This window comes from Ornithinimicrobium sufpigmenti (assembly GCF_004322775.1).
Taxonomy (GTDB): Bacteria; Actinomycetota; Actinomycetes; order Actinomycetales; family Dermatophilaceae; genus Ornithinicoccus; species Ornithinicoccus sufpigmenti.
In genome coordinates, this window is the sequence record NZ_CP036403.1 from 614,848 (window position 1) to 634,857 (window position 20,010).

A 20,010-nucleotide genomic window follows, 5' to 3' on the forward strand; every position below is an offset into this window, starting at 1 on the left:
GCCCTCTCGACCTGCTCGTCCCATCTTTCGCTGCCCTCACCTAGGAGTCCCCATGCGTACCTCCCTGCCCCTGACCGCCCTCGTCCTGACCTCGGTCCTGACCCTCGCCGCCTGCGGCAGCACCTCTGACGCAGCCTCGGACCCGGCCGGAGACGCGGACCAGGCGGACGGTGTCACCACCGTCCGCGTCGCCGTCACCCCCGTCCCGCACGCGACGATCCTGGAGTTCGTCGACGAGGAGCTGGCCGCCGAGGCCGGCATCGACATCGAGATCGTGGAGTTCACCGACTACGTCCAGCCCAACGTCGCCCTCGACGAGGGCTCGGTGGACGCCAACTACTACCAGCACGGCGTCTTCCTCGCCGACCAGTCGCAGGCCGCCGGCTACGACTTCACCGGGCTGGCGACGATCAGCTTCCAGCCGATGGGTCTGTACTCCGAGAGCCTGGCCGACCTCGGCGAGGTGCCCGAGGGTGCGACGGTGGCCATCCCCAACGACCCGGTCAACGGGTCCCGTGGGCTGAAGCTCCTCGCGGCCGAGGGCCTGATCACGCTGGCCGACCCGGACGCCCCGGTGCCGACGGTGCTCGACATCGAGGAGAACCCGCGGAAGCTGCGCTTCGAGGAGGTCGAGGCGCCCCAGCTGCCACGCAGCCTGGCCGACGTCGACATTGCCGCCGTCCCCGGCAACTTCGCCCTCGACGCGCAGCTCAAGCCGGCCGAGGACGCCCTGGTCGCCGAGGACACGAGCGACACCACCTACGCCAACCAGCTCGTCGTCCGTGCCGGTGACGAGGACGACCCGGCCCTGCAGGCACTGCTGGAGGTGCTGACCTCGGAGGAGGTCCGCCAGTTCATCGACGAGACCTACGACGGGGCCGTGGTCGCCGCCTTCTGACCCGCACGCGGCGCCCACACTCACGTCCACACCCCGGGGCCTGCCGCCCCTCACCTCGCACCCTCACCCCTGCACCCCACCCCCGACGAAGGACACGACCATGCACCGTCCGTTCACTCTCACCGTCCTCCTCACCGCCGGAGCCCTGGCCCTGAGCGCCTGCGGCTCCGACACCGCCGCGGAGACCGGCGGGACCGCCGAGGACTCCGGCCCGCTCACCGTCGGCGTCTCGCCGCTGCCGCACGCGCAGATCCTGCAGTTCGTCGACGACGAGCTCGCCGAGGAGGCCGGGCTGGAGCTGGAGCTGGTCGAGTTCACCGACTACCTGCAGCCCAACGTCGCCCTGGACGACGGCTCCCTGGACGCCAACTACTTCCAGCACGCCCCCTACCTGGCCGAGCAGGAAGCCGCCGCCGGGTACGACTTCGAGGCCGTCGCCCCCGTCCACCTGGAGCCGCTCGGGCTCTACTCGGCCACGCTCGGCACCGTCGAGGAGATCCCGGACGGCGCGCAGATCGCGATCCCCAACGACCCGACCAACGGGGCGCGGGCGCTGCACCTCCTCGCCGACCAGGGTCTGCTCACCCTGGCGGACACCGGCGAGGCCTCGGCCACGGTGCTGGACATCGAGGACAACCCCCAGGACCTGCAGTTCGTGGAGATCGAGGCGGCCCAGCTGCCCCGCAGCCTGCCGGACGTCGACGCCGCCGTGATCAACGGCAACTACGCGATCCAGGCCGACCTCTCCCCGGCCACCGACGCGCTGGCCGCCGAGGCGCCCGAGGACAACCCCTACGCCAACCTGCTGGTCGTGCGGGCGGGCGACGAGGACGACCCGCGGATCGCCCAGCTCGCCGAGCTGCTGGGCTCGGAGGAGGTCGCCCGGTTCATCGAGGACACCTACGACGGCGCCGTGATCTCGGCCCGCTCGGCCTAGGCCGGCAGCTGCAGCCCCCGCACCCGGTCGTGCGCGGACCGGGTCAGGGTATGCAGCTCCTCCAGCTCGGCGACCGCCTCACCCGGGGGCACCCGCCAGGTCAGGTCCGCCGTCGGCCCCAGCGACAGCGCGGAGCGCCGACGGTGGACCTCGACCGCCTCCTCCCGGGCCAGCCGCACAGTCGCCTGGGCCTGGGCCAGCGTCGCCGCACCTGCTTGTCCGTCCACGCGCGCCGACGCCAGGTCCAGCTCCAGCTGGGCCTCCTCGAGTGCGTCGTCCAGCTCGACGACCAGGGTGCCCAGCGTCCCGCTCAGCTCCTCGGCGCGCACCCGGGCGGCGGCCTCCCGGGTGGCGGTGCGGGCGCGCTGGGTGAGCCAGAGCGTCACCGTGCCGGCCACGGCCAGCACCAGGATCGCCACGGCCGCCCACCACAGCGTCCGGACGGTGGCATCGCCGGGCCGGTCGACCCCGGCCGCCCGCAGCCCGGCCAAGGCCGCGCGGACCACCTCGTCGGCGTCGCCGCCCGCTGCGGCTGCCGAGATGTCGCCCTCGGTGCGAGCCATGGCACCGGGCGGCAGGCCGGCGCCCTCCGGGGCGAGCAGCGCGGCCGTGACGGCGCCAGGCTCCCCGTCAGTGTCGGCGCCAGGGTCCCCGTCAGTGTCGCCGTCGGTGCCAGTGTCGGTGTCGGCGTCGGCCACCACGAGCAACGCCAGGTCCTCCTCGCCCAGACCGCTCAGCCGCGCCGTCTCGGCCAGCCAGGCGGCCGGCTCCCACCCGGCGAGGTCGTCCACCACGACGACGAAGACCTGACGGCGGGACTCCTCGAAGTACGCGTCCTGGGCCGCCCGTACCGCCTCGGGGTCGGCGAGCACCCCCTGCTCGTCGACCAGCTCGGCCGGCAGGTCGAAGGGCGGCACCGCCACGGCCGTCCCGACCGGCAGGGTCAGGGCCAGGCCCGTCAGGACCCCGGTGACGAGCAGCCGAGCCGTCCGGGCCCGGTGCATCAGAAGCGTCCTCCGCTGCGGTTGCGGCGGGAGGAGGACCGGGAGCGGGAGGAGCGTGATCTCGACCCGGACCCCGAGGACCGCGACCTCGACGACCTCGAGGACCGCGACGACCTTGACCGCGAGGAGCTCCGGCCCGACGAGCTGGACCACCCGCTGTCGGAGTCTCTCGCAGCATCCTCCTCCAGGGCGCGTTCCCTGGCCCGCCGTCGCTGCTCCAGCGTGGCCCTGGCCTGCTGGTACGGACCCAGCGCCGTGCTGAGCTCTGCCGAGGCCAGCTCGACCTGCTCCAGCTGGGCCTGGGGGTCCTCCCCGGGCAGGGCGGCGACCAGCTCGCGGGCCCGGTGCAGCGCCTCGTCCAGCGCGACGGGGAAGAGCTCGGACCACCGCCCTCCGCGCCCCGGCGGCGCCAGCTCGCGTGCGTACCGGCTGTGCTGGCCCAGCTCCCGCTCGCCCTCCGCGAGCAGGCCGCGCAGGCCACGCTGCCCACTGCGCAGGTCGGCGCTGGCCTGGTCCAGCTCGGCCTGAGGGTCGGCGGCGCGATCCAGGGCGGCCACCGCCTGCGCAAGATGCTCGCGTGCCGACGCGACGGAATCCAGGGCCGCTCGGCCTCGACGGGCCCCGACGTGCTCACGGGCTGACTGCAGCGCCGCGGCCCCTTCGGTCAGGGCCGCGTCGGCCCGCGCAAGCCGCTCTGTCACGCGGCGCCGGACGAACGCCGGGGCGGGCGGCTCGGTCACCGGTTGCACCCCGGCCAGCTGCTGCCGCCGGTGCTGATGTGCGGCGAGCTCGGCCGTCACACCGGTCAGCGTGGAGGGGTCGGTGACGATCTCCCGCGCCAGCCGCAGCTGCGCCACCGAGGTCGTCAGGTGCTGGTCGAGTTGGTCCAGGACACGCGAGGCCTGGTCGTGGTCCCGCTGCCAGCCGTGCACCGTGCCGGAGGAGGGAGCCCAGCCGCGGGGCTCACGCGGCACCCGGCCCAGCAGCGCGACCGCCTCACCGAGCAGGGACTCCGCCCGTCGGTGCTCCTCACCGGCCCACTGCGCGTCCTGCTCGTCGAGCTCGGTGGGGACGAAGCTGACCTCCTGCCCGAGCTCCTCCAGGCGTTCCCTCAGCGGCCCGACCCGCAGGCTCGTCCGCTCCCGCTCGGTGAAGAGCGTGCGCGCCAGCCCGCGGCGACGACGCCAGGACCAGATGCCGGCGCCACCGGCCGCGACGGCGCCCATCGCGCCGAGGGTGCCCAGCACGGCCGTCCAGGTGGACCGGGCTCCGACCGGGTCCGCGACGGCATACCCCTGTGCCGCGGCGACGGCGGCCCCCGCCCAGTCACCCTCGCGCAGCTGCGGCTCGACCTCCTCGGCCGCGATCTGCCGCGCCCGCTCGGGCACGACCTCGGTCTCGTCGACCAGCCCGTAGCGCCCCGCCTCGATCGCCACCGCCAGGAGAGCGTCGTCGGCACCGAGCCCGGTGCGGTCGAAGGACGCCTCGGCCCAGTCGACGCCGTCCATCCCGTCGAAGTCCTCGACGAGCACGACGTGCAGCACGATCCCGTGCCCGTCCTCCAGCTCCTCCAGCGCCGCCGTCACCTGACGCACCTGGGCAGGGGAGAGGTATGCCGAGGGGTCGGTGATCTGCTCCTCGAGCTGGTGCGGCGGCTCGGCGGCGGCGGGGGACCCCTGCAGCACCGCCGCCCCGACCCCGAGGGCCAGGACGGCGGTGAGGTGCTGGACCCGGCTCAGCTCTGCTGACCCTTGAGCTGCGCCAGGCGGGCCTCGATCTCGGCGTCGTTGCTGTGGTCCTCGAGCTCGGCGAACCGGTCCTCCAGGCTGGTCGACTGCGCCTCGGCGCGCCCCTGCACCATGGCCTCCTGACGCCGGATCTGGTCCTCCCAGCGGGCGATGTCGCTGCTGGGGTCCATGACGTCGATGGAGGACATCGCGCTCTGCACGGTCTCCTGCGCCTCGACGGACCGGGCCCGCGCGACCAGGGTGTTGCGTCGGGACTTGAGGTCCTCCAGCTTGGTCTTCATCATCGCCAGCCCGTCCTTGAGCTGGTCCACCGTCTTGTTCTGCTGGGCGATGACCGGCTCGGCGCTCTTGATGTCGTTCTCGTGCTGGATCTGGCGGTTGAGCGCCACCCGCGCCAGGTCGTCGAACTTGAAGGCGCCGTCCGGGTCCCCCGCGCCGCGCATCTGCTCCGCCTTGGCCGCGGCAGCGGCCGCCTTGCGGCCCCACTCGGCGACCGCCTCGCGGTCGGTCTGCAGGTCGGTCTCGGCCATCCGCACGTTGGCGATGGTCTGGGCCACGGCCTCCTCGGCCTCCGCGATGCTGTTGGTGTAGTCCCGGATGAGCTGGTCCAGCATCTTCTCCGGGTCCTCGGCACGGTCCAGCAGCGCGTTGATGTTGGCCCGCGCGAGCTGGCTGATGCGGCCGATGATCGTCTGCTTCTGGGTCATCCTCGGTGTCCTTTCTCGGCCCGCCGGTCGGCGGGGAGCCTGATCCCGCCGGTCGGCGGAAGAGTAGGTGGAACTGTGGTCTCGTGCTTGGTCGTCGTGCTTGGTCGTCGTGCTGGCCCTAGAACCGTCCGCCGGTGAAGCTTCCTCCTCTGCCCCCGCCCCCGCCGAAGCTGCCCCCGCCGAAGCTGCCCCCGCCGAAGCTGCCGCCGCCGAAGCTGCCGCCACCACCCCAGCTGCCGCCCCAGCCACCGGAATGGCGACGGCCGCGACCGCCGCCCCCGAGCAGGATGCCGCCCAGGATCACCGACCAGGGATCGATGCCGCCGCCCCCGCCGGAGCCTCCGGACCCGCCCCAGCTGCCCAGGTCGTTGTTCGCCTCGGTCAGGGCCTGCTCGCCGAGCTGCTCGGCGCGGGTGAGCAGCCCCATCGCGGCGCGGGGGTCCGTGCCGCTGGTGGTGCGCGCCTCCTCGTAGAGCCGCAGCGCCTCCGACATCCGGGTCCGCGCCCCGCTGGAGATGGCGCCTCGTCGCGTCGCGATCGTCTGGTTGATGCTCTGCAGGCGGGCCCCGACCCGGGTGTAGCGCTGGGCGAAGTCCTCCCGCATCTTGGTCACGTGGGCCTCCTGCTCCCGCATCGGCTCCAGGAGGGTGTCCAGGTCGTGCTCGGCCACGTCGAGATCCGCCAGCGCCCGCAGCGGGTCGCCGGAGCTCCGGGCCGCCTGGGCCCGCTCGATCGCCTCGCGGGCACGCTGCACGGAGTGCCCGACCGTCGGCTCGTGCGGAGCCAGCCGCTGGGCGTCCTGGATGTCCGCGGTCAGCGAGGCGATGCCGCGGCTGAGCTGCTCCGCCGCGCTGGACAGGTCGGCGTCGGCGCGGGAGACGGCGTCCAGCAGGCTGGCCGCCTGCCCGATCGACTCCTCCGCGGCCCGGGCGGCGGCCACGGCCGAAGGACGGTCGTCGCGCTCCAACGACTGCCGGCCGGCGACGATGAAGCCGTCGGCGGAGTCCAGCAGCCCGGTCGCCTGCTCGAGGTGGGCGCGCACCGTGACCAGCGCCTCCCGGGGGTGGCGGGCGGCCAGCCCGTCGAGCTCCTGCCGGGCGGTGGGCAGCCGCTCCCGCGTCTCCCGGGCCCGGGTGGTGAGCTCGTCCAGGAACTGTGGGGCCCGGTCCTGCAGGGCCCGCAGCGTGGCGAACTCCGCGGTGTGCTCGTCCAGCGCGCGGCGGGCCTGGCTCGTGAGCTGGACGATCCGCGACAGCATGCTGCGGCGCACGTCGTCCGGCTCGCGCTGGTCGTCGTCGAGCTGCTGGCGCAGGGAGAACGCCTCCTTGGCCGCAGACTCGGCCTGCTCCAGCACGCCACGGAAGGCCTCGGTGCGCTGCCGGCCGAACTGTGCCTCGGCGAAGGCGAGCTCCTCCTCGGCGCTGCGGACGGCGTTGTCCATCGACACCAGCGCCTCCGCCGACTGCCGCTCCAGCTCCTGCAGGCTGACGCCCTGCGCCGCGGCCGGCCCGGAGCCCCCGGCGCCCCCGCCGCGGGTGGTGCGGCCGCCGCCCTTGCTCCTGGTGGCCGCGCGGATGACCAGGACCGCCCCGCCCCCGACCAGCAGCGGCACCAGCAGGGCCCCGGTGAAGTTGCCCAGGCCGCCGGACGACCGCGTGCGCACCGGCCGGTCGGAGCTGATCCCGCCGCCGGAGGGCCGTGCGTGCTCCCGCGCCACACCGTCGACGGCAGCCTCCGCGGCGCCCGACCAGTCGTCCTGGCCGAGCCGGGGCTCGACGTCCTGCAGCTGCACCCGCTGCAGCGACTGCCCGGAGAGGGTGCTGCCGATGTCCCCCAGGCCGTAGGCGCGCTGCTCCACCGCGACCGCCAGGACCAGGTCGCCGGGCCCCATACCGGACTCCTCGGAGGTGAGCTGCGCCCACTCCGGACCGTTGATCAGTGCGCCGGAGGAGTCGTGGAACTCGTCCACGAAGACCACGAACAGCTGCAGACCGGTCTCCTGCTGCAGCGCGTCGATCCGCTCCTCCACCTCGGTCTCCTCCGAGGGGGAGAGCACGTCGGCGGCGTCGGTGACCGGGCCGGGCAGGTTGACCGGCTCCTCGGCCCACGCCGCGGGGCCCGGGGCGAGCAGGCCGGCCACCGCCAGGGTGGTCAGGGTCGCGGCGGTGCGCCGGGGTCGGGGACGAGGCCGGCGAGCGTCAGGCATCACGCCCCGATCCTCCCCGACCGCTCGCGTTCGCGTCCACCGGGGTGCCCTGGCCGCCGTAGAATGTGGGACCCACCCCTGCTCTGCCGCCTCGCGCCTGAAGGATCCCCATGCCCCTCTCGCCCGTCGTCGACCTGCTCTGCGCCCACCCGTCGGTGGCGCCGGTGCTGGCTGCCGCCCGCGAGGGCGTCCGTGCCGTCGACGTCTCCGCAGCCTCCGGCGCGCACCCGGCGCTGGTCGCCGCACTGGCCGGGAGCGACCAGGCCCCCGTCCTCGCGGTGACGGCCACCGGGCGGGAGGCGGACGACCTGGTGGCCGTCCTGGGTGACCTGCTGCCGGACGGGCCCGACGTGGTCGCCGCCTTCCCCTCCTGGGAGACCCTGCCGCACGAGCGGCTCAGCCCGCGCTCGGACACCGTCGGTCGACGGCTGGCGACGCTGCGCCGCCTGGCCCACCCGGACGACTCCGCCGACAGCGACCCCGCCACCGGACCGGTGCGGGTGGTCGTGGCCAGCGTCCGCGCGCTCCTGCAGCCGGTGGTCAAGGGGCTGGGCGACCTGGAGCCGGTGTCGCTGCGGGCCGGGCAGGACCGCCCGCTCACCGAGGTGGCCGAGGCGCTCGTGGGGGCCGCCTACACCCGCGTCGACATGGTCGAGCGGCGCGGGGAGTTCGCGGTCCGCGGCGGCATCCTCGACGTCTTCCCGCCCACCGAGGAGCACCCGGTCCGCGTCGAGTTCTGGGGCGACACCGTCGAGGAGGTGCGCTGGTTCAAGGTCGCCGACCAGCGCAGCCTGGAGATCGCCGAGCACGGCCTCTACGCCCCGCCCTGCCGGGAGGTCCTGCTCACCGCGGAGGTCCAGGCCCGCGCGGCCGAGCTGGTCGACGTCCTGCCCGGCGCCGCGGACATGCTCACCAGGATCGCCGAGGGCATCGCGGTGGAGGGTATGGAGTCCCTCGCGCCCGCCCTGGTGGACGGCATGGAGACCCTGGTCGACGTCCTGCCCGAGGGTGCCCGGGTGGTCGTCCTCGACCCCGAGCGGGTCCGCACCCGGGCGCACGACCTGGTCATGACCAGCGAGGAGTTCCTCCAGGCGGGGTGGGCGGCCGCCGCCGGCGGTGGCGCGAGCGTGCCGATCGACCTGCAGCAGGTGCTCGGCACCGCGTCGTCCTGGTCGCTGGCCGACATGCGCACGCACACCCTGTCCTCCGGCCGCCCGTGGTGGGCGCTGACCGCGTTCACCGCCGACGCCGAGCTGGCGCAGGCCACCGCCGACGAGGCCGAGGTCACCACGCTGGTCGTCCCGTCCGCCCAGGTGACGGCATACCGCAGCGACGTCGAGACCCTGGTGGGCGACCTGCGCGGCTGGCTGGGCGAGCAGCGCCAGGTCGTCCTGGCCCTGGACGGCCCCGGCCTCGCCCGGCGCGTGGGCGAGGTGCTCGGCGAGCACGACGTGCCCCACCGGGTGGCCGAGGAGCTGTCGGCACCGCTGCCCACGGACCTGGTCACCGTCACGGCGGGACGGGTCGGGCGCGGGTTCGTCCTCAGCGAGGGCGGGCTCGTGCTGGTCGGGGAGACCGACCTCACCGGGCAGCAGACCAGCGGTGGCAGCACCCGCGACATGCGGAAGATGCCGGCCCGGCGCCGGCACCAGGTCGACCCCCTCCAGCTGCGGCCCGGCGACTTCGTCGTGCACGAGCAGCACGGCGTGGGCAGGTTCGTGGAGATGGCCCAGCGCACGGTGCAGGGGGCCACCCGTGAGTACGTGGTGCTGGAGTACGCCAGCTCCAAGCCGCGGGGACATGGTCAGCCCGACCGGCTCTTCCTGCCTACCGACCAGCTGGACCAGCTGACCAAGTACGTCGGCGGCGAGGCGCCCACCCTGCACCGGCTCGGCGGGGCGGACTGGCAGAAGACCAAGGCGCGGGCGCGCAAGCACGTCAAGCAGATCGCCGGCGAGCTGATCCGGCTCTACTCGGCGCGGCAGGCCAGCCAGGGCTACGCCTTCGGGCCCGACACGCCGTGGCAGCGCGAGCTGGAGGACGCCTTCGCCTTCACCGAGACCCCGGACCAGCTCTCCTCGATCGAGGAGGTGAAGGCGGACATGGAGAAGACCGTGCCGATGGATCGCCTGGTCAGCGGCGACGTCGGCTACGGCAAGACCGAGATCGCGGTCCGCGCGGCGTTCAAGGCCATCCAGGACGGCAAGCAGGTGGCCGTGCTGGTGCCGACCACCCTGCTCGTGCAGCAGCACTACGAGACCTTCTCCGAGCGTTATGCCCAGTTCCCCGTCGTGGTCAGGGCGCTGTCCCGCTTCCAGAGCGACAAGGAGGCCAAGGAGGTCATCGCCGGGTTGGCCGACGGCTCGGTCGACCTGGTCATCGGCACCCATCGGCTGCTCGGCTCCACCGTGCGGTTCAAGGACCTGGGCCTGGTGGTCATCGACGAGGAGCAACGCTTCGGCGTGGAGCACAAGGAGCAGCTCAAGGCGCTGCGCACTAACGTCGACGTCCTGGCGATGTCGGCCACGCCGATCCCCCGCACCCTGGAGATGGCCATCACCGGCATCCGGGAGATGTCGACCCTGGCCACCCCGCCGGAGGAGCGGCACCCGATCCTCACCTTCGTCGGGGCCTACGACGAGAAGCAGATCGCCGCGGCCATCCGCCGGGAGCTGCTGCGCGAGGGCCAGGTCTTCTACATCCACAACAAGGTGGGCTCGATCGAAAAGGCGGCTGCGCGCCTCCGTGATCTTGTGCCCGAGGCGCGGGTGGAGACCGCGCACGGGCAGCTGGGTGAGCAGCGGCTGGAGCAGGTGGTGGTGGACTTCTGGGAGCGGCGCTTCGACGTCCTGGTCTGCACCACGATCGTGGAGACTGGCCTGGACATCTCCAACGCCAACACCCTCATCGTGGAGCGCGCAGACACCCTCGGCCTGTCCCAGCTGCACCAGCTGCGCGGGCGGGTCGGCCGGGGCCGGGAGCGGGCCTACGCCTACTTCCTCTACCCGCCGGAGAAGCCGCTGACCGAGACGGCCGTGGACCGGCTGCAGACGATCGCGGCGAACACCGACCTGGGCTCCGGCATCGCGGTGGCGATGAAGGACCTGGAGATCCGCGGCGCCGGCAACCTGCTCGGCGGCGAGCAGTCCGGGCACATCGAGGGGGTCGGCTTCGACCTCTACGTGCGCCTCGTCGGTGAGGCGGTGGCCGCGTTCAAGGGCGAGGCCGAGGAACCCCCCGCCGAGGTGAAGATCGAGCTGCCGGTCGACGCGCACCTGCCGCACGACTACGTGCCGGGGGAGCGGCTCCGGCTGGAGGCCTACCGCAAGCTGGCCCAGGTCGGGGACGAGGCGGAGCTCGACCGCATCCGCGAGGAGCTGGTCGACCGGTACGGCACCCCGCCGCCTCCGGTGGAGACGCTGCTGGAGGTGGCCCGGCTGCGCACGGTGGCCCGCGCCGCGGGCATCACCGACATCGCCGTCCAGGGCAAGATGGTCCGCTTCGGGCCGGTCGAGGACCTGCGCGAGTCCCAGCAGCTGCGGCTCACCCGCGTCTACAAGGGCACGATCATCAAGCCGGCCCTGCGGCAGATCCTGGTGCCGATGCCCAGGACAGCCGCCGTCGCGGGCAAGCCGTTGCGGGACAAGGAGATTCTCGACTGGGCGGCGCAGCTGGTGCGCTCGATCCTGCTCGACGACTACGCCGCGGTCGGGTGACGCCGAGGCGGGTCCTGCCGCGCACGGCGGGCCCCGCCCGTCGTGGCATGCTGACGCCATGAACACGCTCAGCACCTCCCTGCTCGACCCCACGGTCCGCCCGCAGGTGGTCGACGCCCTGGTCCAGCTGGCCGAGACCGAGGTCTCGGGCAAGAAGGGGATCAGCGGCACCATGCTGAAGACCGCGCTCGCCGGTGCCCGCAAGGCCCCCGGCGGCGGGGTGGGGCGGGCAGCCAACGCGCTGCTGCCCGGGGTCGCCCGGGCGCTGGACCCGCACTTCGAGGCCAAGGGTGAGCAGCCGTTCGGGGCCTACCTGGCCGACCCGGCCCGCTCCTCCCAGGTCGCCGACGAGCTGCTCGCGGTGGCTGACGCCCGCGCCAGGTCCGTGGAGGGCAACCCGCTGGGCAAGGTCTACGGCAGCTTCCGGGGACGGGCCAAGGAGCACGTGGTGGCCGCCCTGCCGGGTCTGGGTGCGACCCTGGAGCGCTTCGTCCGCTGACGACGGCGCGTGCGATGATGGCCCCGTGATGAGCCATGTGAAGCGTTCGACGCGCCCTGCGGCGCTGGTCATCGCGGCCTCTCTCGCCCTCAGCGCGTGCAGCGGCCCCGGGATGCGCGAGGGTGCGGTCATCCACGGCACCGCGTACTCGATGCAGGAGGTGCAGCAGGCCGTCGCCCAGATCGACAGCATCGCCGCCAACCCGGTCGACGTCTCGCAGATCGTCTACGAGGCCGCGGTCGTGCCCCTCATCGCGGACGCCTTCCACGGCTCGCCCTACACCGTCTCCGACGCCCAGCTGACCAGCACGATGCACGGAGCCGGCCTGGAGGAGGAGCCCAACGAGCTGGCCCTGAGCTCGGCCCGGTTCCGGCACTACGCCTCCATCCTGCAGGCGCCGGGGATCCAGGAGGACCCGGCGATGGGCCCGGTCCTGGCGCAGCTCAACGCCGTGACCCAGGAGGACATCCTCGACCTCGACGTCGAGGTCAACCCCCGCTTCGGCACCTGGAAGCCCGAGGAGGGCGGTGTCGTCGCCGAGGTGCCCGCGTGGATCACCCCGTCCGGCACCAACTGACGCTCCTGCTCACCTCGCCCCGGGTCGCGCCGGGGCTGCTCTCGGCGACCGCCTGGGACACCGTCCGCGCCGCCGCCGTCGTCCTGGCCGCCGACCCCGACGCCGCGACGCCCCGGGCGCTGCGGGCGGCCGGGGTCGAGGTGTCCGTGCCCGGTCTCGAGCACCTCGCCTCCCCGCAGAGGCTGGCGCGGCACCTGCTGACGCGGGTGGAGGGGACGCTGGTCTGGGTGGGTTCACCCGACGGCGACCCCGGGCTGGCCGAGGCGCTCGCGGTCGAGCTGCCCGAGGGCGACCCGCCCACGCTGGAGCTGCTCGTCGCGTCCTGGGACACCCCGGGCGCGCGGCTGCTCGACGCGGTGGCCGTGATGGACCGTCTCCGCTCGCCCGGCGGGTGCCCCTGGGACGCCGAGCAGACGCACGCCAGCCTGACCCCGTACCTCATCGAGGAGGCTCACGAGGCGGCCGAGGTGCTGGAGCGGCTCGAGGAGCCGGAGGGGCCGGACGGCCCCGACCTGCGCAGCGACGCGGTCGAGGAGCTCGGTGACGTCCTGCTCCAGGTCCTCTTCCACGCCCGGGTCGGGGCCGACCATGCCGAGGACCCCTTCGACGTCGACGACGTGGCCGGGGCACTGGTCGCCAAGCTGGTGCGCCGCCACCCGCACGTCTTCGCCGACGTGCACGCGAAGGACGCGGCCGCCGTCGAGGCCAGCTGGGAGGCGATCAAGGCCCGCGAGAACGCGGACAAGCCGCACGCGACCCAGCGTGCCCACCCGCTGGACGGGATCCCGGCCGGTATGCCGTCCCTCGCCCGCGCCGCCAAGGTGGCCTCCCGGCTGGAGCGGGCCGGGCACGGGGACTGGCTCACGGACCAGGTCGGCAAGCTCGAGGACACCGGCGACCCGGGGGCCCGGCTCCTGCGCACGGTCCTGGAGCTGCGGGCCGACGGGACCGACCCCGACGCGGCGCTGCGGCATACCCTCCGGGCCCTGGCGCAGGCCGCACGAGCGCTAGGCTCGGACCGCACCTGACCACCCCGACGCACCAGCCCCGAACCACCCAGATCCGCCACCCAGCACGCCCGACGAAGGAGCACCCATGGCCGTCATCGACGCCATCATCGCCCGCGAGATCCTCGACTCCCGAGGCAACCCGACCGTGGAGGTCGAGGTCGGTCTGGACGACGGCACCGTCGCCCGCGCCGCCGTGCCCTCCGGTGCCTCCACCGGCGCGTTCGAGGCCGTCGAGCGGCGCGACGGCGACCAGAGCCGCTATCTCGGCAAGGGCGTCGAGAACGCGGTGACCGCGGTGATGGACGACCTCGAGCCGCGCCTGCTGGGCTTCGACGCCTCCGAGCAGCGCCTCGTGGACCAGGAGATGCTGGCCGCGGACGGGACGGACAACAAGGGCGAGATCGGCGCCAACGCCATCCTGGGGGTCTCGCTGGCCGTGGCCAAGGCTGCCGCGGACTCCGCGGGCCTGCCGCTGTTCCGCTACGTCGGCGGCCCCAACGCGCACGTGCTGCCGGTGCCGATGATGAACATCCTCAACGGCGGCTCGCACGCCGACTCCAACGTCGACATCCAGGAGTTCATGATCGCCCCGATCGGGGCCGGCACCTTCCGCGAGGCGCTGCGCTGGGGCACGGAGGTCTACCACGCGCTCAAGAGCGTGCTCCAGGAGCGTGGGCTCTCCACCGGGCTGGGCGACGAGGGCGGCTTCGCGCCCAACCTGGAGTCCAACCGGGCGGCGCTGGACCTCATCATGGAGGCCATCGCCAAGGCGGGCTACACGGCCGGCAGCGACATCGCCCTGGCCCTGGATGTGGCGGCCAGCGAGTTCTACACCGACGGCGCGTACACCTTCGAGGGGGAGCAGCGCTCGGCCGCCGACATGACCGCGTACTACGCCGAGCTCGTCTCCTCCTACCCGCTGGTCTCGATCGAGGACCCGCTGGACGAGGACGACTGGGCGGGCTGGGTGGCCATCACCGCCGAGCTCGGCGAGAAGGTCCAGCTGGTGGGTGACGACCTGTTCGTGACCAACCCCGAGCGGCTGCAGCGCGGCATCAGCGAGAAGGCCGGCAACGCGCTGCTGGTCAAGGTCAACCAGATCGGCTCGCTCACCGAGACCCTCGACGCCGTCGCGCTCGCGCACGCCAACGGCTTTCGCAGCATGATGAGCCACCGCTCCGGGGAGACCGAGGACGTCACGATCGCCGACCTGGCCGTCGCGACCAACTGCGGCCAGATCAAGACCGGTGCACCTGCCCGGTCCGAGCGGGTGGCCAAGTACAACCAGCTGCTGCGCATCGAGGAGGAGCTCGACGACGCCGGTGTCTACGCCGGTGCCGGCGCCTTCCCCCGCTTCGGCGCCTGAGGTCCTGTCCGGCGTTGCGACCACCGGCCGCGTGGCCGCACGGCATACCCTGGCACCCAGCCGTCCCGACGCCCCGACAGCCCCGAGCATCCCAGGAGCCCCATGAGCACCCGCCCACCCCGGCGGCCCACCGCCCGGCCCGGGCAGCCCATGCCGACCCGGGCCGCGGCCACCCGGGCGGCCGGTGCTGGCGGGGTCTCGGCGCGGACCCCGGTGCACGTGCGGCGGCTCATCACGCTGGTCGTGCTCCTCGTGCTCATGGGACTGGTGGTGACGCCGACCCTGTCCGGCTATCTGCAGCAGCGGGCCGACATCACCGCGACCGAGCAGCAGATCGAGGCGGAGAAGAAGGAGATCGCGGCGCTGGAGGGCGAGCTGGAGACCTGGTCGGACCCCGCCCACGTCGAGCAGCAGGCGCGGGAGCGGCTGCGCTACGTCAAGGAGGGCGAGACCGTCTTCGCTGTCATCGACGACACCGGCACCGACTACACCGAGGCACTGCCGGGGATGGCCCCGGTGAGCGAGGAGACGATCGCCCAGAGCCCGTGGTACGGCCAGGTCTGGGAGTCGGTGCGCATCGCCAACGAGGGGCTGCCGGAGACGACCACCCCATGAGCGCGCCGGACCGCACCACGCTGGACCAGCCACCCACCGCGGAGGACCTCGCCGTGGTCGGCCACCAGCTGGGCCGGCCGGCCCGTGGCGTGGTGTCCGTGGCGCACCGGTGCCCCTGCGGCTGCCCCACCGTCGTGCGCACCGAGCCCCGTCTGCCCGACGGCACCCCGTTCCCCACCACCTTCTACGCCACCTGCCCCCGGCTCACCGGAGCGATCTCCACCCTGGAGGGCGAGGGCCTGATGAAGGAGATGACCGAGCGGCTGGGGGAGGACGCCGAGCTGCGGGCGGCCTACACCCTGGCGCACGAGGACTACCTGCGCCGGCGCGAGCAGCTGGCGGACGTGCCCGAGATCGCGGGCATCAGCGCCGGGGGCATGCCCAACCGGGTCAAGTGCCTGCACGTGCTCGTCGCCCACGCGCTCGCGGCCGGACCGGGGGTCAACCCCCTCGGCGACGAGGCGCTCGCCGCCCTGCCGGACTGGTGGGCCGACGGCTGCTGCGGGACACCATGACCCGGGTCGGCGCCGTCGACTGCGGCACCAACTCCATTCGGCTGCTCATCGCGGACGTCCCCGGTGACGGCAGCCTCACCGAGGTCACCCGGCAGATGCAGATCGTCCGGCTGGGAGAGGGGATCGACGCCACCGGGGCCATCTCACCGGCCGCCATGGAGCGCACCCTCACCGCCGCCCGGGAGTATGCCGAGCGGTGCCGGCAGGAGGGGTGCGAGACGGTCCGGTTCGTGGCCACCTCGGCCTCCCGGGACGCCTCGAACAGCGGCGACTTCGTCGCCGGCGTGCGCTCGGCCTTCGGCTCCTTCCACGTCCTGCCCGAGGTGATCAGCGGCCAGGAGGAGGCGCAGCTGTCGTTCGCCGGCGCCACCGCCGGCCTGACGGGCACCCCGGAGCCCTACCTCGTCGTCGACATCGGCGGCGGGTCCACCGAGTTCGTGCTCGGCGACTCCGCGGGCGGGGTGCGGGCAGCCCGGTCGGTCGACATCGGCTGCGTGCGGATGACCGAGCGGCACCTGCACGACGACCCACCGACCGAGGACCAGGTCTGGGCAGCGCTGTCGGACATCGTCCGTGCGGTCGACGACGTGGCCGGCGACGTCGACCTCTCCGGCGTCGGCACCCTCATCGGGCTGGCCGGCTCGGTGACCACCGTGACCGCCCACGCGCTGGGGCTGCCCGACTACGACCGCGACCGGATCCACGGCGCCCAGCTGCCCGTCGAGACGGCCCTCGAGGCCTGCACCGACCTGCTCCTGTCCCGCCGGTCGGTCCGCGGGGCCCTGCCCTACATGCACGCCGGGCGCGTCGACGTCATCGGCGCCGGCGCCCTGATCTGGCGCACCGTGGTCCAGCGGGTGGCGCACGACTCGGGGCTGCGCACGGTGCGCACCTCCGAGACCGACATCCTCGACGGCATCGCGCTCTCCCAGGGCTAGCTGTACTGACCCCGGTCGGGTGGGCCGGGTCGTCCGAGGCGGGTGCGCAGGGTTCTGCAGGAGGGTCCGCAGGAGTCCGCAGGGGGTTCGCCGAGCGTCCGCACAGGGGTCGGGAAAAAACTTCTGTCGGAGATGTATCAGGAGCCGCTCGACCGCCTCCTTCCTCACATAGCGGCCATCCAGAGCCGCCGCGAGGAAGGGACCAGACATGCCGGTCGGAGGCAGGGCGAGCCTGACCGGTCCACAGACCCAGCACTCCTGGGCACCCGGCCGTGACCCGGGTGCCCAGGGTGCTGATCACGACGGCGAGGGCGAGAGCGCTGGCGCACGCAGGTTGACGGCCCGTGCAACCAGCTCAGTCAGCGACGCTGCTCGGCCACGAGACCGACACCGGTCCCGCGGCAGAGCTCGCTCGCACCTCGCGTCGTCACGAGCCCGGTCAAGGACCGGGTCGTGGCGGGGGTGGGGGCGCCGCCGCCACCGTCCGGGGACGTGCAGGGACGTCCCCGGGCGGGGCGGTGGTGTCGACAGCTCTGACAACCACCGTCCCCAGCCACTAGCATGACTGCGAGTCATCGTGGTCGTCCCACTCTCACAAAGGTGCTCACATGACCGACCCAGCGACGACGAGGTCGCCCCGATCCCCGAAGGTGCCGCCCGCCTTCCACGTCCCCGCCACGGCAGCCCAACGGTGGGAGCTGCGCTCGCTGCCCCCGGGGTCAGGCCAGGACGGCACCGTCTACGTCGCCGACCGGCTGCTGCTCGCGGGCGCGCCCGACGAACGCTCCCGACGGGTCTCCGAGCTGCATACCCTCGCCCGCGGCGCGGCGGTCGAGGTCAGCGTCACCCCCTTGGGCGTCGCCCACCGGAGCAAGGTGGTCGCCCGGAACGGCGAGCGCGCCGCCCGCGTGCCGGCCCAGAGCGTGGTGGAGATCCACCCCTCCGGTCCCGGCGCCCCCGACGCCTGGGAGCTGCTGACCAGGGCACGGGAGGCCAGGCTCTCGGTGGCGCCCCAGCTCTCGCTCGACCACGTCCTCATGGCCGCGGGCTACGCCGCCGGGGTCGGCTACGTCTCCGGGGTGGGGTATGTCTCTGGGGTCGGCTACGTCTCGGGTGTGGGCTACGTCTCCGGGGTGGGGGACCCCGGGCCCGGCGCTCCCGCCGGCAAGCTCCCCGTGTCCTGGCCGGGCGAACGCCCTTGGGGAGGGAAGGGGCGGTGGTCGCCGACCGTGGCGATCCTCGACACCGGTCTCGGATCGCACCCGTGGTTCGAGGACAACGTGACCCGCGACCCGAGGATCGACGGACAGCCCATCGGCCTGCGCTTCGCGCCGGAACAGGACCCCGAGGTGCACGGCATCACCCTGGACCCCGTCAACCGGCTCCTGGACCCGATGGCCGGCCACGGCACCTTCATCGCCGGCATCGTCCGGGCGGCCTGCCCCGAGGCCCACATCGTCTCGGTCCCCGTCATGCACGGCGACGGTTCCTGCCACGAGGCCGACCTCGTGGCCGCGCTGACCGACCTGATGGCGCGGCACCTGCAGAGCCTCGCGGGGGAGATCGACGACCCGCCGCTGGACATCGTCAACCTCTCGCTCGGCTACTACCACGAGACCCCCGACACGGTATCGGACGAGACCGGGCTGATGGCCGCCCTCGCAGCGCTCTCGGCCGCCGGGGTGACGGTGGTGGCCAGCGCCGGCAACGGCGCCTCCGACGTGCCGTTCTGGCCGGCCGCCGCCGGATCGCGCGGCGTGGTCGGTCAGGGCGGCGCGCCCCTGGTCAGCGTGGGCTCCACCAACGCCGGCCGGCGCAAGGTCTCCCACTTCTCCAACACCGGCGGCTGGGTCCGGACCTACCGCCCCGGCGCCGGGGTCGTCAGCACCATGCCCGTCACCCTCGACGGGGCGGCCCAGGCCTCGCAGCTGGTGAACGGGTCGGGCCACCCCCTGCGGGGTACCCCCGACCTGGACGACTTCAGCAGCGGCTTCGGCCTGTGGAGCGGCACCTCCTTCTCCGCACCCGGGCTGGCCGGTGAGCTGGCCAGCGCGCTGGCCGCGCGTGAGCGGCCGACGGACCCGCAGGCCCGGATCAGGCTCGCCTGCGAGGTCGCGGACCAGCTGTGCGCGGCAGGTGTGCCGTGACCGCCGAGAGCGAGGTCCTGCCGCTGACCGAGCGGGCCGCGCAGGCCTTCGAGGCGTACCGCCACGGGGAGCCGGACCTGCTGCCGCCCGTCGTGGAGGAGCTCACCCCCATGCTGTGGCACGTGGCGCGCAGCCAGGGCCTGGGCGTGCAGTCCGCCGAGGACGTCGTGCAGCACACCTGGCTGCAGCTGCTGGAGAGCGCGGAGTGCATCCAGGACCCCCGGGCCGTGCTGAAGTGGCTGCTCACGACGACCCGCCGTGAGGCGTGGCGGGTCGGCCGGGCGGCCCGGCGCGAGACCACCCACGCCGAGGTGGGCGAGCTGCCCGTTGCGGACGCCGCATACCTGACCTCTGGGGAGCCGGCCGATCCGGTGAGCGACCAGGTCATCGCCCACCACGAGCACCAGGTGCTGTGGCGGCACGTGGCCGCGCTGTCGGAGCGGTGCCGCCACCTGCTGCGCGTCATCGCCTTCGCCGACCGACCCGACTACGCCGCCATCGCCTCTGCCCTGGGGATGCCGGTCGGCAGCATCGGACCCACCCGCGGCCGGTGCCTGGCGAGCCTGCGCGCCGCACTCTCCCGTGAACCCTCCTACCCGACGGGGAACCACCATGACGCACCCTGACGACCTCGAGCAGCTGGCGACGGCCGAGCTGGACGCCACCGACGCTCAGATCCTGGGCGAGCTGCGCGACCTCTGGACGGCCGTGGACCCGCCCCCGCCCGGGCTGGCCGAACGCGTCCAGTTCGCGATGACCGTCGCCGCCCTCGAGGCCGAGGTGGCGCGCATCGTCCAGGAAGGCGTCGACAACCCCGCCGCGGCCGTGCGCTCGGACTACGAGCAGGTCAGCACGGTCACCTTCGCAAGCGAGTCGGTGAGCGCGATGCTCGACATCGAGCAGGACCGAACGCGCGGCTTGCGCACGGTGCACGGGTGGGTGAGCGCGAGCGAGGTGGAGGTCGAGCTGCGCGAACGCCACCGGTGCCGCCGGGTCCCGGTCGACGCGACCGGCCGGTTCAGCTTCGAGCAGGTGGAGCCGGGCCTGGTGCACTTCGTCTTCCGGCCCACCGACGGGCGGGACGACCGCCCGGTCATCACCCCGGCCATCGAGCTGTAGGGAACAGG

General features: G+C 73.7%; 17 protein-coding genes. 13 read left to right on the forward strand and 4 right to left on the reverse strand.

The features are described from left to right. Positions 1-52: 52 nt before the first annotated feature. Both ESZ52_RS02940 and ESZ52_RS02945 read left to right on the forward strand, forming a co-directional pair. On the forward strand, positions 53-898 hold the full coding sequence (locus ESZ52_RS02940; RefSeq protein WP_131103621.1) for a MetQ/NlpA family ABC transporter substrate-binding protein: 846 nt from the start codon (positions 53-55) through the stop codon (positions 896-898). A gap of 100 nt (positions 899-998) precedes the next feature. Continuing rightward, positions 999-1,835, forward strand: a complete 837-nt coding sequence (locus ESZ52_RS02945) for a MetQ/NlpA family ABC transporter substrate-binding protein (protein WP_131103622.1) — start codon at positions 999-1,001, stop codon at positions 1,833-1,835. On the opposite strand, the gene ESZ52_RS02950 is transcribed toward ESZ52_RS02945, so the two are convergent. The 4 genes from ESZ52_RS02950 to ESZ52_RS19855 form a co-directional block, all read right to left on the reverse strand. Continuing rightward, positions 1,832-2,839 carry a TPM domain-containing protein gene (locus tag ESZ52_RS02950; RefSeq protein WP_181009810.1) on the reverse strand — a complete coding sequence of 336 codons (1,008 nt, stop codon included), beginning with the start codon at positions 2,837-2,839 and terminating at the stop codon, positions 1,832-1,834. The genes ESZ52_RS02945 and ESZ52_RS02950 overlap by 4 nt on opposite strands. Beyond that, the gene (locus tag ESZ52_RS19100) at positions 2,839-4,524 is read right to left on the reverse strand and encodes a TPM domain-containing protein (protein ID WP_181009811.1); all 1,686 of its coding nucleotides are present in this window, start codon (positions 4,522-4,524) and stop codon (positions 2,839-2,841) included. The genes ESZ52_RS02950 and ESZ52_RS19100 overlap by 1 nt, the downstream gene beginning before the upstream one ends. A gap of 50 nt (positions 4,525-4,574) precedes the next feature. After that, a complete protein-coding gene (locus ESZ52_RS02965) occupies positions 4,575-5,294 on the reverse strand; it encodes a PspA/IM30 family protein (protein ID WP_131103625.1) in 720 nt (239 codons plus the stop codon). A 118-nt stretch (positions 5,295-5,412) separates the two neighbouring features. Then, positions 5,413-7,500, reverse strand: a complete 2,088-nt coding sequence (locus ESZ52_RS19855) for a TPM domain-containing protein (RefSeq protein ID WP_131103626.1) — start codon at positions 7,498-7,500, stop codon at positions 5,413-5,415. A gap of 110 nt (positions 7,501-7,610) precedes the next feature. Here ESZ52_RS19855 and mfd point away from each other — a divergent pair, with 110 nt between their 5' ends. The 11 genes from mfd (at position 7,611) to ESZ52_RS03025 (ending at position 20,002) form a co-directional block, all read left to right on the forward strand. Next, positions 7,611-11,216: a transcription-repair coupling factor gene (gene mfd, locus ESZ52_RS02975; protein ID WP_131103627.1), complete on the forward strand. Its 3,606-nt coding sequence runs from the start codon at positions 7,611-7,613 to the stop codon at positions 11,214-11,216. A gap of 58 nt (positions 11,217-11,274) precedes the next feature. Beyond that, positions 11,275-11,715, forward strand: a complete 441-nt coding sequence (locus ESZ52_RS02980; RefSeq protein WP_131103628.1) for a DUF6918 family protein — start codon at positions 11,275-11,277, stop codon at positions 11,713-11,715. A 28-nt stretch (positions 11,716-11,743) separates the two neighbouring features. After that, positions 11,744-12,292: a hypothetical protein gene (locus ESZ52_RS02985; protein ID WP_131103629.1), complete on the forward strand. Its 549-nt coding sequence runs from the start codon at positions 11,744-11,746 to the stop codon at positions 12,290-12,292. Continuing rightward, positions 12,265-13,320 (forward strand): nucleoside triphosphate pyrophosphohydrolase, encoded by a 1,056-nt coding sequence (locus tag ESZ52_RS02990; RefSeq protein ID WP_131103630.1) that lies wholly within the window; start codon positions 12,265-12,267, stop codon positions 13,318-13,320. The genes ESZ52_RS02985 and ESZ52_RS02990 overlap by 28 nt, the downstream gene beginning before the upstream one ends. A gap of 67 nt (positions 13,321-13,387) precedes the next feature. Beyond that, positions 13,388-14,668 (forward strand): phosphopyruvate hydratase, encoded by a 1,281-nt coding sequence (gene eno, locus ESZ52_RS02995; RefSeq protein WP_131103631.1) that lies wholly within the window; start codon positions 13,388-13,390, stop codon positions 14,666-14,668. A gap of 102 nt (positions 14,669-14,770) precedes the next feature. Next, positions 14,771-15,283, forward strand: coding sequence for an FtsB family cell division protein (locus ESZ52_RS03000; protein WP_131103632.1), 513 nt, complete (start codon positions 14,771-14,773; stop codon positions 15,281-15,283). Further along, entirely contained in the window at positions 15,280-15,798 is a 519-nt protein-coding gene (locus ESZ52_RS03005; RefSeq protein WP_131103633.1) for a DUF501 domain-containing protein, read from the forward strand. The genes ESZ52_RS03000 and ESZ52_RS03005 overlap by 4 nt, the downstream gene beginning before the upstream one ends. Next, complete coding sequence (locus tag ESZ52_RS03010; protein WP_131103634.1) at positions 15,795-16,736, forward strand: Ppx/GppA phosphatase family protein; 942 nt, start codon at positions 15,795-15,797, stop codon at positions 16,734-16,736. Before ESZ52_RS03005 ends, ESZ52_RS03010 begins: the two co-directional genes overlap by 4 nt. Positions 16,737-17,344: 608 nt before the next feature. Continuing rightward, positions 17,345-18,883 (forward strand): S8/S53 family peptidase, encoded by a 1,539-nt coding sequence (locus ESZ52_RS03015; RefSeq protein ID WP_131103635.1) that lies wholly within the window; start codon positions 17,345-17,347, stop codon positions 18,881-18,883. Continuing rightward, positions 18,880-19,509: an RNA polymerase sigma factor gene (locus tag ESZ52_RS03020; RefSeq protein WP_238154331.1), complete on the forward strand. Its 630-nt coding sequence runs from the start codon at positions 18,880-18,882 to the stop codon at positions 19,507-19,509. The genes ESZ52_RS03015 and ESZ52_RS03020 overlap by 4 nt, the downstream gene beginning before the upstream one ends. Next, positions 19,496-20,002, forward strand: a complete 507-nt coding sequence (locus ESZ52_RS03025) for a hypothetical protein (protein WP_131103636.1) — start codon at positions 19,496-19,498, stop codon at positions 20,000-20,002. Before ESZ52_RS03020 ends, ESZ52_RS03025 begins: the two co-directional genes overlap by 14 nt. The last annotated feature ends 8 nt before the right edge of the window (positions 20,003-20,010 follow it).

What these genes read in the sequence shown, in the direction of transcription:
- ESZ52_RS02940 (WP_131103621.1), top strand. Translation starts at nt 53, where the DNA reads ATGCGTACCTCCCTGCCCCTGACCGCCCTCGTCCTGACCTCGGTCCTG.
- ESZ52_RS02945 (WP_131103622.1), top strand. Translation starts at nt 999, where the DNA reads ATGCACCGTCCGTTCACTCTCACCGTCCTCCTCACCGCCGGAGCCCTG.
- ESZ52_RS02950 (WP_181009810.1), bottom strand. Translation starts at nt 2,839, where the DNA reads ATGCACCGGGCCCGGACGGCTCGGCTGCTCGTCACCGGGGTCCTGACG.
- ESZ52_RS02965 (WP_131103625.1), bottom strand. Translation starts at nt 5,294, where the DNA reads ATGACCCAGAAGCAGACGATCATCGGCCGCATCAGCCAGCTCGCGCGG.
- ESZ52_RS19855 (WP_131103626.1), bottom strand. Translation starts at nt 7,500, where the DNA reads ATGCCTGACGCTCGCCGGCCTCGTCCCCGACCCCGGCGCACCGCCGCG.
- mfd (WP_131103627.1), top strand. Translation starts at nt 7,611, where the DNA reads ATGCCCCTCTCGCCCGTCGTCGACCTGCTCTGCGCCCACCCGTCGGTG.
- ESZ52_RS02980 (WP_131103628.1), top strand. Translation starts at nt 11,275, where the DNA reads ATGAACACGCTCAGCACCTCCCTGCTCGACCCCACGGTCCGCCCGCAG.
- ESZ52_RS02985 (WP_131103629.1), top strand. Translation starts at nt 11,744, where the DNA reads ATGAGCCATGTGAAGCGTTCGACGCGCCCTGCGGCGCTGGTCATCGCG.
- eno (WP_131103631.1), top strand. Translation starts at nt 13,388, where the DNA reads ATGGCCGTCATCGACGCCATCATCGCCCGCGAGATCCTCGACTCCCGA.
- ESZ52_RS03000 (WP_131103632.1), top strand. Translation starts at nt 14,771, where the DNA reads ATGAGCACCCGCCCACCCCGGCGGCCCACCGCCCGGCCCGGGCAGCCC.
- ESZ52_RS03005 (WP_131103633.1), top strand. Translation starts at nt 15,280, where the DNA reads ATGAGCGCGCCGGACCGCACCACGCTGGACCAGCCACCCACCGCGGAG.
- ESZ52_RS03010 (WP_131103634.1), top strand. Translation starts at nt 15,795, where the DNA reads ATGACCCGGGTCGGCGCCGTCGACTGCGGCACCAACTCCATTCGGCTG.
- ESZ52_RS03015 (WP_131103635.1), top strand. Translation starts at nt 17,345, where the DNA reads ATGACCGACCCAGCGACGACGAGGTCGCCCCGATCCCCGAAGGTGCCG.
- ESZ52_RS03025 (WP_131103636.1), top strand. Translation starts at nt 19,496, where the DNA reads ATGACGCACCCTGACGACCTCGAGCAGCTGGCGACGGCCGAGCTGGAC.